Source organism: Bartonella sp. CL71SXKL, from assembly GCF_042194935.1.
GTDB lineage: Bacteria > Pseudomonadota > Alphaproteobacteria > Rhizobiales > Rhizobiaceae > Bartonella.
This window is the reverse complement of the sequence record NZ_JBHINI010000015.1, coordinates 23,429-35,197: the sequence shown is the minus strand read 5'-3', so window position 1 is coordinate 35,197 and position 11,769 is coordinate 23,429. Positions and strand designations below refer to the sequence as shown.

Annotated in this window: 13 protein-coding genes; 6 read left to right on the top strand and 7 right to left on the bottom strand. The window is 36.7% G+C overall.

Annotation, left to right across the window (positions count from 1 at the left end; genetic code table 11):
- Positions 1–45: 45 nt before the first annotated feature.
- The 6 genes from ACFILA_RS07605 (at position 46) to ACFILA_RS07580 (ending at position 3,360) form a co-directional block, all read left to right on the top strand.
- Positions 46–363, top strand: a complete 318-nt coding sequence (locus tag ACFILA_RS07605) for a hypothetical protein (RefSeq protein ID WP_156850804.1) — start codon at positions 46–48, stop codon at positions 361–363.
- A gap of 11 nt (positions 364–374) precedes the next feature.
- The gene (locus ACFILA_RS07600) at positions 375–989 is read left to right on the top strand and encodes a hypothetical protein (protein WP_375660924.1); all 615 of its coding nucleotides are present in this window, start codon (positions 375–377) and stop codon (positions 987–989) included.
- A gap of 3 nt (positions 990–992) precedes the next feature.
- On the top strand, positions 993–1,538 hold the full coding sequence (locus ACFILA_RS07595; RefSeq protein ID WP_375660923.1) for a hypothetical protein: 546 nt from the start codon (positions 993–995) through the stop codon (positions 1,536–1,538).
- Positions 1,535–1,990 (top strand): hypothetical protein, encoded by a 456-nt coding sequence (locus ACFILA_RS07590; protein WP_375627550.1) that lies wholly within the window; start codon positions 1,535–1,537, stop codon positions 1,988–1,990. The genes ACFILA_RS07595 and ACFILA_RS07590 overlap by 4 nt, the downstream gene beginning before the upstream one ends.
- A gap of 75 nt (positions 1,991–2,065) precedes the next feature.
- A complete protein-coding gene (locus ACFILA_RS07585) occupies positions 2,066–2,314 on the top strand; it encodes a hypothetical protein (RefSeq protein ID WP_015857131.1) in 249 nt (82 codons plus the stop codon).
- 2 nt (positions 2,315–2,316) lie between these two features.
- Positions 2,317–3,360: a tyrosine-type recombinase/integrase gene (locus ACFILA_RS07580; protein WP_375628768.1), complete on the top strand. Its 1,044-nt coding sequence runs from the start codon at positions 2,317–2,319 to the stop codon at positions 3,358–3,360.
- A gap of 561 nt (positions 3,361–3,921) precedes the next feature.
- On the opposite strand, the gene ACFILA_RS07575 is transcribed toward ACFILA_RS07580, so the two are convergent.
- From ACFILA_RS07575 to ACFILA_RS07545, 7 genes are all read right to left on the bottom strand, one after another.
- Positions 3,922–5,142 carry an MFS transporter gene (locus ACFILA_RS07575; protein WP_375637179.1) on the bottom strand — a complete coding sequence of 407 codons (1,221 nt, stop codon included), beginning with the start codon at positions 5,140–5,142 and terminating at the stop codon, positions 3,922–3,924.
- Positions 5,135–5,404, bottom strand: coding sequence for a hypothetical protein (locus ACFILA_RS07570; RefSeq protein ID WP_375637178.1), 270 nt, complete (start codon positions 5,402–5,404; stop codon positions 5,135–5,137). The genes ACFILA_RS07575 and ACFILA_RS07570 overlap by 8 nt, the downstream gene beginning before the upstream one ends.
- A 103-nt stretch (positions 5,405–5,507) precedes the next feature.
- A complete protein-coding gene (locus ACFILA_RS07565; RefSeq protein ID WP_375611449.1) occupies positions 5,508–5,678 on the bottom strand; it encodes a hypothetical protein in 171 nt (56 codons plus the stop codon).
- A gap of 1,514 nt (positions 5,679–7,192) precedes the next feature.
- Entirely contained in the window at positions 7,193–7,516 is a 324-nt protein-coding gene (locus tag ACFILA_RS07560) for a cupin domain-containing protein (protein ID WP_375654701.1), read from the bottom strand.
- Positions 7,509–8,225 (bottom strand): YqcI/YcgG family protein, encoded by a 717-nt coding sequence (locus ACFILA_RS07555; protein ID WP_375660922.1) that lies wholly within the window; start codon positions 8,223–8,225, stop codon positions 7,509–7,511. The genes ACFILA_RS07560 and ACFILA_RS07555 overlap by 8 nt, the downstream gene beginning before the upstream one ends.
- Positions 8,226–8,248: 23 nt before the next feature.
- On the bottom strand, positions 8,249–9,454 hold the full coding sequence (locus ACFILA_RS07550; protein ID WP_375660921.1) for an ATP-grasp domain-containing protein: 1,206 nt from the start codon (positions 9,452–9,454) through the stop codon (positions 8,249–8,251).
- On the bottom strand, positions 9,451–10,641 hold the full coding sequence (locus tag ACFILA_RS07545) for a hypothetical protein (protein ID WP_375630723.1): 1,191 nt from the start codon (positions 10,639–10,641) through the stop codon (positions 9,451–9,453). Before ACFILA_RS07545 ends, ACFILA_RS07550 begins: the two co-directional genes overlap by 4 nt.
- Positions 10,642–11,769 lie beyond the last annotated feature (1,128 nt).

Here is an 11,769-nt window from a genome sequence, read left to right as displayed (position 1 = left end):
TCTCAAGAGCTTAAAAGACAAAGCATGCATTAAGAGGAGGTTATTATGATAAAAAAGAAATACGAACTGACTGATGAGACAATTAAAGTTGATAGAATAACACTTTACCGTATCCGTGCATTAAAAGACTTTGGAGATGTTAAAAAAGGTGATCTTGGTGGCTGGGTAGAGAGTGAAAGAAATCTTAGCCATGATGACAATTGCTGGGTTGGTGGTGAGGCGTGGGTTTATGAAAATGCCAAAGTTTATGAAAATGCTAAGGTTTATGATGATGCCGAAGTTTATAATAACGCAAAAGTTGGTGGTAATGCCATAGTAGCTGGCAAAACAGCATTTTATGGAAGTGATGCTATCTTAAGGTAGAGGCAAAAACCATGGAAAAGAAATACGAACTTACTGATGAAACAACTGAGGTTGATGGCAAAACTCTCCACCGCATTCGTGCATTAAGGGATTTTGATGATGTTAAAGCAGACGACCTAGGCGGTTTTATACAAAAAGAAGACAATCTAAGTCATGATGGCAATTGCTGGGTAGGCGATGATGCAAAAGTCTATGGTTATGCCAAGGTTTTTGGTGATGCACATGTTTATGGAAACGCTCGTGTGGATGGTCATGCAAGAGTTTATGACAAAGCCAAGGTTTTTGGTGATGCTTATATTGATAACATTGCTGATATTTACGAAAATGCATGTGTTTTTGGTAGTGCATCTGTTACCGGAGAAACTAATATTTTTGGCAATGCGCAGATTTTTGGACATGCTCGTGTTTTTGCCAGTGCACAAATCTACGAAAATGCACAAGTTTCCGGTGGTGCATTTATTAGTGGAAAAGCTGAAATTTATGGAAATGCTAAAATCTATGACAGTCCATTGATTTCCATTAGAGCAAAAGTTGGGGGAAATGCCAAAATCTATGGTGATGCATTTATTCATGGAAACGCAGAGATCATCAATGATGAAATCATCACAACGGGCGTGAGGCAATAAACCATGGAAAAAAAATACGAACTTACTGATGAAACAACTGAGATTGAAGGCAAAACTCTCCACCGCATTCGTGCATTGAGAGATTTGGAGGACGTCAAGCAAGGTAATCTTGGCGGCTATATCGAGAAAGAAGATAACCTATCGCATCATGGTAATTGCTGGATTGGTGGTTATGCCAAGGTTTATGATGATGCTAAGGTTTACGAAAATGCACAAGTTTACGGTTATGCACATGTTTACGACAATTCTCGTATTTATGGCAAAGCAGAAGTTTTCGATGAACCATGCATTTACGGTCATGCAGAAGTTTACGGTGATGCATATATTTGCGGTGAACCGCACGTTTTTGATAATGCAGAAGTTTATGGCAATGCACAAGTTTACGGTGAGGCATACATTTACGATGGGGCGCGTGTTTACGGCAATGCGCAAGTTTACGGTGATGCGCATGTTTACGGTCATGCAAAAATTTACGGTGAAGCATGTGTATGTTGGGACGACTGGATTGATGGCGATAGAAGAATCTCAACTAGAGAACAAACCAGATGAGAAAATACGAACTGACTGATGAAACAATTGAGTTTGATGGATACATTACGCTTTACCGCATCCGTGCATTGAAAGACTTTGGAGATGTAAAGGCAGGTGATCTTGGCGGCTTTATAGAGCATGAAGACAATTTAAGTCATGAAAACGATTGTTGGATTTATAATGATGCCAAGGCGTATTTGTTTGCCAATATTTACGATAGCGCTAAGGTTTTTGATAACGCACAAGTTGCTTATAATGCAGAGATTTTTGGAAATGCAAAAATTTATAATAACGTCAAAATATATGGAGGTCATATTTTTGGAAGCGTAGAAATTTATGGAAATGTGGTTATCGATAGTGATTCAAGAATTTATGGCGATACAAAAATTTATGATAATTCAGAAGCTTGTAAACGAACTATGACCGCCCAGAACGGCGACTCTTCAGCAAAAGACGACATTCCTTTCTAGCAACACAAACAAAATTTTAACACCAGCGTGATTCACGCCACGAGTGAATTACATCTAAAATGAAGGGGAATAAACATGCCACACCGCCCACCTACTATCACGCAACCAGCTATTGCTCGTGCTTTAAGAGAAGCTAAAAAACAAGGATGTGAACTCATAGAAATCAAACCTACAGGGGAATTATTAATTCATATCAATAAAACCATAACACCAACAACGACAGATAATACTTATAGCATTGATGATTTTCCACCGCTTGAAAATGAACAAGAAGACTACGAGACCAGCAAAAGCTGCCCCTCTGTCGACGGTATAAAGTTTTAGCCATGCCAAAACGCCGTCCACCGCATCTTGTTCGTGAACGTACACGCCATGGTAAAGTTATATGGTATGTACGTATTGGTCATGGACCACGGTTTCGGATTGAAGGAACCTATGGAACGCAAGAGTTTGTTGATAATTATACGCTGGCTATTAAGCAAGCACAAAATGGCTCCTCCAAAACAAAGAGGCGTACCAGACTCACAGAAGGGTCTTTCGATTGGTTATTGCATCAGTATTTACAAAGCATGCAATGGCATAATCAATCAGAATCCACTAAAAAAGTTAAATATCGAATTCTGAATAATGTTTCTAAACATATCGGTGATCGTGCATATAAAAGCATAAACAAACAACACATTCTTGAAGCCGTAGACAGAAGGCGAGAGACCCCCGCGGCTGCAAAACATTTTTTGACCTCTTTAAACGGTCTCTTTAATTGGGCGGTTGATAATGCCCTTTTAAATAGAAATCCTGCCTTTAATATAAAAGCACCAAAATCTTTGAACAGTGAGGGATTACTGCCATGGCTAGAAGAGGACATAGACAAATATTATCACCGTTGGTCACATGGTACACATGAACGCGTCTGGATTGATGTTCTTCTTTATACAGGCTTGCGCCGTGGTGATGCCGTTCGTATCGGCTGGAAAGATGTCAAAGATAATATCATTTATCTCAAAACAGAAAAGAGCCAATTTAAAACAGATGTTTTTCTTCCTATTTTACCAGAATTAGAGGAAACCCTTAAAATTGGTCCCATAGGTAATGAAACATTTATTTGTGGTAAAGGTGGAAATAAGCTTGTCAAAGAAAGTTTTGGCAACCTCTTTCGTGAAGCATGTAATGCGGCGGGTATTAAAAAATCAGCGCACGGATTGCGAAAATTAGCAGCAACACGTGCAGCCAATGCTGGTGCGACAGTTTCGCAAATGAAAGCGCTTTTTGGCTGGACAGAAGATAAAATGGCATCTCTTTATACCAAAACAGCCGATAGAAAACGCCTTGCAATAGAAGCAATCAAAAAGCTACAAAAAGGTTCGGGATAGACATAAAATAAGTTAAAAGAATCAAAGGAATCAAAACTCCCGAACTTTTATATAACTTATTGATTTTATATAAATATAACGCTCCCTCTCTCTCCGCCATTAATTTAAAACGAACTTTCATATGCTTGATATGACATAGTTTAAAAAGCTCAGCATTTGCAGGATTTTTTGCTGTTGCAATTGACCAGTTCGCGCCAATCTATGCCTGTCATTATGTACACCTAGAAATTGCTGTTGAATTTCCATGAATTTTACACTTTTTAAGCTCCTCTCCTCTCGATCTTGAGATAACCTGATCTAGCATAAACGATCTCTTCAAATATCATTAAAGGATTTTTGCCATTATCACTAACTTCTGGTAGAGCTTTTAGCATTAATGGTGATCATAGTGCTATTTGCAATTTCGTTGCTTAACGGGCTATCCACATGAGAGGTAACGAACACCTCAGCTTTTCTCACGCAATGTGCTTATTTAAAATTAATGTCATGAATATTTGTACAACATTTTTATCTATACGATAATCAAAAAAAGGCTGACGTAATATAATAATTGAATATCATTCATGCGGCGCTTTCTTTTATCTTTAAGCTTTGTATGTAAATAGATAGTCCGTGCAAAATAAATAAAGGGGCGCAAAAGCCTATAAATACACATAGGACGTATAATATAGAAAATGAAAAAAATTTTCCTGCATATAAAAGCACAATAGAGAATAAAGCTGTTATGATGCGTACACTGGCATCGCCTGCCAAAATCACCTCGGCTAAATTTTCACTAGGTGTGATAGCTTGTCCAATTGTTATTCCCGATATCCTAAAATAAAATTGCCCAATACCTAATAAAAACCCCATAATATAAAGGGAATATTGAGTAAAATTTAAATATAAAACAAAAGAGATTGCGATCACGGCAAAAGCCGGTGCCCCCCATACAAAAAAACGAATTAAAGATGGAAATTTCTGTAAATAATAAGATGAGATAAGACCATTGATCACAAAACCCAGTGCTGACAAAGCAAAAATAGAGTTTTGAATAGCTGTAAATTTTATATTATCTGATGTTATAGAAGCAAGCACAAGTGGCAATAAAACAATAGGCCCCGTATAGAGAGAATTATTCAAAATACGATTAATCGTTAAAAAACGCAACGCAGAAATCCGCCAAAGGCACCTGAACCCAACTCCATAAGCTTTTTGAGATGGCTTTTTTAATAGCTCTTTTGCTCTGTTTAGTTGTTGTATAGACTTTATACGAAACCATAAGCAGGCATTCAAAAGATAGATAAATACAATAAAGGCTATAGCTATTTTGTGCCCCAAATGCGCAATTATAAAATATATAAGCAATGGGGATATAATAACAAAAAACTGACAGCAACTAGTGTAAAATGCAAAAATTCCAGCTTTTTGTTTGGGAGCTGGAACCAGCTGATTCAAGGCACTATTGTTATTTGGGTTATCAGCCCCCATCAAGAGAGCAAGTAAAAAAAATACAAATAAAATAAGTACTGGATTGTTCATAAATAATAAGAAAGACAATAAACAAGCGCAAATAATTTGACTATAAAACCCAATTATAAAGCCTTGATAGTGCGCCAACACGTTTCCCAAACATAAGCCAGCAATTCCAATTGCGATTAAATTAACGACATTTAAAGTAGCAGACGCTTCTCCTGTTGTATCTTGGAATTGTAACAAAGAAAGGCCAATAGATAATACACCACTAGCACAAAAACTCGTCAAACAACCAATCACAATCATAAGAAAAACAGAATTACGCAATAGCCTCTTTCCTTTTAAACAGAGACTCAAGCCATTTTATGATTTTCTCCATTGTCGAATATGGTTCGGTACTAAATTCCAGTTTTTCATAAAAGTTTAGTTCAAATGCGTTATAGGCACTTATTTTTTGAAAGTCATCTGTCAGCATGAATTCTATACTTGGCAACGTTGTACCCATAGATTGAGATAAATAATAGGAAATTACTTTCCAATACATATAGGTACGCTCTCTTGCCAAATAATTTTCCAAGGCATATTTCAAGTGACAACCACTTAAAATATATTTCGGACAATGGTGCAACGGATAATAAATACAAATAGCACCGGCTTCGTGTCCGGGACAAGAAGAAATATTAATATTTTTATCATTTCATAATATTATAAAAACGCTCAGTGAGCAGATCTTCCAAATTTAGTCTAGTCACAACAAGATTGGTTGCTAATTTTTGAGAAACATGAGACCAAGCCAATCTTACTACTAAAGTTCCAATAACCTTTAAGTCAGATTCTGGATAAGCTTTTTTTAAATTTTCCACCCATATGTCTCTGTGACATATAATAATTGGCTCATCTCGTCTGAATGAACAAGATGTAATTCTAAACCAATATTATCACAAAGTTTTGAGCTCTTTAATTCTCCATATCCTAACCTGGTATTCTTAAATCATAATAGAAACTAAAGAATTTTTAAGTATTCCAACTTTTATTAAACTTTGTAACAATCTATTGGAATCTCCCCTTCACTGACTTCGACAATTATTTTCTCACCACTATAAGAACAAAAAATTATCTTTGAATTTGCTTACTTTTAGAAAAAAAAATGAGCAACACTCTTTCTTAACTAAAAGAAACACGCTCTCTACCTTTTTCTTTATGATTATCAAAAAACTATCCCGTTATAATTTAACCATCCATTATTAGGAGAATATTCTGCGTTTAGCCTAATAAACTGTTATAATCAATGTTTCTCTCTGTTCTAAAAATAAGCGTTTTTTCTCCTAGAGATACTCATAGTTTCTGTACAATCTTTCCCAAAAAGGCTCCCCTAAACATTGCTATTAACACGATCATCCTGAGAAGTTTTATACATACACACTACATTATACGGAATGCTACGTATTTTTTACACTTACTCAACTAACCAACATCTTCTAATGGGCAAAATAAATTACGAAACTTGTGTGCTGTCACAATTCGAAAAACAGACATATACCTCCCTCTAATGATAGACGATGTCATTAGAAGAACGCCTTAGTGATATCAGTAGAATAAATTAACCAGAAAAAATTGCAGCGCTGATGGAACAAATTTTATTTTATACCTTGTAACTCTATCTAAATTTTAATCCTTTTTGTTAAAGGCGCTTATGCAGCTTTTTCTACATTCAGCATTCTTTTTCCACTTGTTTGCAACAAAAGATTAATAGCTAAATTCACCTATGTCATCATAGTTCTTTTTTTGGTAAAATAGGTCAGCTTCAATTTCGACATATAAATACTTTAACTCTTTAATATATTCTCTTCATATGCTTTAGATTAACAACAGACCAAAACCAAAACCAAAAATAAAAATATTTACTTTACTTAAGTTATTAAATATTATTTAAAAAGTAGGAAAATAAAGTGATGCAAGAGTTAAAAAAATTATTTAAAAGTTCAAATCCATCTACATTTTAGAGCCATCACGCATGGTAATAACAGTTGTCATTAGGTATACTAAATATGCTTGATAGCTTTTCTGCTTCATGCTTGTAGGGAGTTCCAGATAGAGATAATACCGGAATCCATCCGTGAATGCTCGATAATAAAGCTGTAAACAAAATTATTTTCTTGTTGTTTAACCGGTTAAGCTTGATCCATTTTTTTTCCTAAAGAATAACGTTCTATTTTGTGCTGTAAAATGCGGTTTCTGAAAAGTTTTTACGTTTGTTTGGGGTAGGGGCCGTAAACTTCAGAGCCTTATTTTCCGCAGAATCTAGGGGTGTATTATAAGAAGTAGGAGTAAAAGAATAAGATCCTGTATGAGAAAGAATCCATTAAAGAGCGTGCGGTTACCCATCTCTAATATCTCCAATAGTGAGATTTTCTGTAGCAATTGCATATATGCATCCTACATCTGCCGCAATTGATTTGTGCCTTGTATTGGCAGGTAGATGTATAATATCTCCTGGTGTACAGGTTATATGTTTTTCGCTATAGAAAAAATCTAACTCTCCCTCTATAATTAAGAGAGTTTCATCGACCTGGTGAATATGCCAATCGTGTATTTTTTTGGGAAAGTCTCTTTGTATCTCTATTGATCCTTGCTCTGGAAGCATCATTTTGAATATATCATAGATATTTTTATTTAATTTAATTTTAGAAAATTTAGTCATTATCGTGCTCCATTATATGATATGGGCAAGGTGGGGATTCAATATTATTATCTTGCAAGAAGTATTGCGTCCATTCTCTATTTTGGGGTTCGCCATATTTTCCTAAAAAAGGAGATTTTGTTATAATATCAAAAGGTTCAAGTCTTTTTGTTACAGCGGAGAATGCATTTTTTGCTTTTTGTTCTGTATCGAGCAGATCAGAAAAAACCCACCTAGGCTGGAAAGTTAACATAAATGTAGAACTTCTCCTACTTATTCTGTTTATATGGGATGGGGTATTGCAAACTATAAACATAGGCTCGCCATGAAAGCAGAACTCCCATAAAGGATTGTCCATATTTTTTGGTATATGCTTAGGCCATTCTTGGTCATCAAGAGTTCGCAAATCTTTAAGTATAGACCAGAATTTTTCTCTATAAACTTCGATACTTTGTACGGGGGCAGGCTTCTCGAATGCAACAAAAGATGTGTTCTTTCCAAAACTTTTATAGTTATCGCAATAAGTTATCAGGTCTTCCATCATATTTTTTGCGGTCAACTTATTGTAGAACCCAAATCTAAGCATATTTTTTGAGTATCCATTTACACCGAATAGGCAGGGAAAAGGTCTAATTGTGTTATTCATGGTTGCATCGAATTCTTTAAAAACGACCTGCTTCCATTTTTCATATTTGTCTATATTTTCAATTATTTGCGCTGCTGAATCCATGTTTTCCTCCCAATTGTTGTATTTTATAAGAAATTGCTACGAATGATCCTCTCCAAAGCTGATAATTCATCATCACTGTGTCCCCAAATTGCTATAATGGCAGGGCAGGTATTTAAATCGATGGTTAGGGGGAGGGGCTCGTTTTCTTTAAAAAAGAGCGTAAAATGAACCACATTTTCCCAAGAATGAAGCTTTTGCCGCCATACGTTAACATCTTTTATAATATGACCGTCGATCTCGTTGATAAGAAAGATAATACGCCCTTTTTTCTTAAAGCGACTTGGTGTTTGCGAAAACACGCCTACAATAAGGTTAACGGAGCTTTCAAGTAAATCATCTTCATAGCAATGCGCGAATAAAGTGGGTGCAATTCCTCCGTGGAGGCGGGCTCCTACTTCGATCATCACTGGACCACGAGCTGTTTGCATGATTTCCATATGCGCGGGCCCATATTCAATCCCCAGCGCGCGAATGCATTGTTTTGCATAAGAGATAAGAGGGGCATAAGAGGGATCTTGAGCATCAAGTACATCAAGCGATTCATAAACAAAGGCACTTTCATTATGAATACCTTTTTTATACCGCGATAAAGCACATATCTTTATAGCCTCTCCATTTACAACGGCGTCGACGATGTATTCCTCTCCCTCCAATCTTTCTTGGAGTAAATAAGTCTCGTTAGGTGCACCAAAAATATTTTTTTGCGTCCAGTCGATTCTAGAGGACCATGCCGCCACTTTCTCACGGCTGGAGAAAAACAAAACACCATCGCTTCCACCAGAATCATTCGGCTTTACCACATAGCCGCTGTGGCTTTCAAAATCATCGAGAGTACAATCGTTTTTTGTAAGAATCTTTGATCGGATGTAAGATAAACCATTTTCACAAAGGCGTTTTTGCATCGCTGCTTTTTTCCGTCGCCAATCGGTAGTCAAGGGGTTATTCCCAAGACAACCATAATAAGCCGCCAATTGCTCTGCACAATAGATACCTCTTTCGGCACCCGCTATTACAGCCTCTATCGTGCCGATAGGAAAGCGTTTCTTTATCTCATCTACACTATGAAGCTTCGCTTCTGCCATGCCCTTTCCCTGATAAGAAAGCATAAAGTGTGAAAAAGGAGCTGCTTGAGAGACAACACCATAACAAGCATAGCCTAATTTTTGCAAAGCAGGGCCATAGAGGGCACCCGTGGAGAAAGGGTCGACAATAAGAATAGGTTTTCTCATACTTTGTTCCGCTGTGATAAAAGGAAAAGAACATAAATAAAGATTATTAGCCCTATAAGGGGCAGAAGATAAACAGCTGCTTGAGGACCCATAAGGGCAGAGCTTGTAAGAAGACCAAGAATGACATAACCTGCCGATTGGGAGAGAGTATAAAGCATACCGCTATAGCTTCCCACCAGCTCTGCTTGAGCCTCTGTTTTGGTTGCTTCAATCGTATGTTTGCGGGCATTAATTCGCATGGTATTCATTGAAAAGCCAATAAAAAAGCAAAAGACCACAGCCAAATAGGGCGATTGTGTGGTGCTAAAAATAAGATCAGCCATGCTCAACATAAGGGCTGGGAGAATAAATTCAAAACGAGGGATTTTGATAAAAGCAGCTAAAAAAGCGCCCACGCCCGCAACCGCACTGCAAAGCCCATAATATTCAGAACCAAAATTTTTCACACTCTGAAAAAGAATAGTTGCCAGCGTATTATAAGCGCAAATATGAAAGCCAATAAGTCCTATGCAGACGCATAAAAGTTTAAGTTCACGGGAGAGCTCATCCGCTTGCGGTGTAGGCGCTGGCTTCTTACCAGTTTCAAGTGTTGTGGTATCTGTGGCGTTATATTCATCGCAAAAGATAATATATCCGGCTATAAGGCTTATAATGATGTCAAACACACAAAGTGTCACAATCAAACCATTATAACCGATTTCAGCTGCTGCCCCTCGAGGGCTGGTCGCTTCTAAGAGATAACCACTCAGTGCTGCTCCCAAAAATGCGCCAATTTGCACCACTGTTTGCATAATGCGGGAAGCCTTTTGGGCGCTAATATAACCACTAAGTGCTAGTTTAGTATTATAAGTCTCGAGAGTGCTTAAGGTAATCAAAGAGAGATAGCCGATAGAGATAGAGACAGCGATAAAACCAAAGGGGGAATCAGCGTAATGGAAAAGTGCAATCAATAAAAGAAGGCTATAGATAATGATTCGCCTTTTGTATAAATCGACCAACCGCAGTGAGGCTTTAATGTGCACAAGACCGCTTTTTTTCAAAAGATAGGGCATAAGGGTGCCCAAAGCCATGGTTACGCCTAGGAAAACCGATGAGGATGTTATGCGATAAGCATTCCAAAGATTACTTAAAAATAAAACCATATCAGAAAGATACAGCAGGACAACAAGCCCATAAAACCGAAACATCAGTTGTTTGTGCACATTATCCCCCCCCCATTTCAGAATCTCTTAAAAACACACAGTATTATAAATCAGCACACATGTTTACAAATAATAAATACACACACACATATTACTGGGCATGTCAAGTTTTTTGGTAGGGAACATTTGAACGCTGATGTTTATGGTAGTGATAGCTTATTATTCAGGAGAATGAATAGCGATGGAGGCTGGTATTTTTACTGCGTCTGTTGCGGGAGGCTTGCCAATAAGGGGAAAGCCAGATAACGAATATAACTATGTCCTAGAGATATATTTTGCGCTTTCAAGTTGATTTTATTTATACTCAAGGTTGAGGTTTTTCTATTGACCGTTGTTAGATGTTGTTGTGACAATAAACTTCGTTATCTATCAGAAACATTTATGGCATTAGCGCTAAGGTATTGTATTAAAGCCTTTACATAGTAGTCTGTCTGATAGAGAGGTATTATTGGTTCAGTTTTAGGAGGCTTTATTACGGCTGATTTGGGCGTCGTCGTTTTTTGAGGTCTTATTATAATATTCTTAATTTCAGTTTATGAATATACCGAAAAATATAGTGAAACATTTGATTTAAACGCTTTTGCAAGACATATTTCAATATCTCAGCGATGTTTTCCAAGAATTGCTCTGCTGCTTTTTGACGGGATCGGATATCAAATGCTTATAGCGAGGGCAGTGGTTTGAGAAAAGATAGAGTTGATTTCATTAGCTTCCTATGGAGCGCAATCTAGTAGCAGCTCTTAAGGGACAATAATATACTGAGATCGAACTCATTTCTATACACTTACACGACGCTATGGGAGTAATCCTCAGAAACTCTACTAGAATTCGTCAAAAAATGGCAGGTTATGGAGTGTGAACAAAAAAATATATTTTTTACAAATACTTAATCTCATTTTAAGTTGTCTAAAATATAACCTTATCTTAAAACTAAGTCTATATACTACCATTTATCATAAAGTTATACAAAATGCGGGAGTATTGTGTTTTTCTGTTTAGAGACGAGTTAAAAAACACCTTATTAAACATTAAGAGATTTCAGACATAAAACAATTTAACTTATGGAAAGTATATAGACAAAATGTATATTGATAAAAAAGTTTATAATTCCAT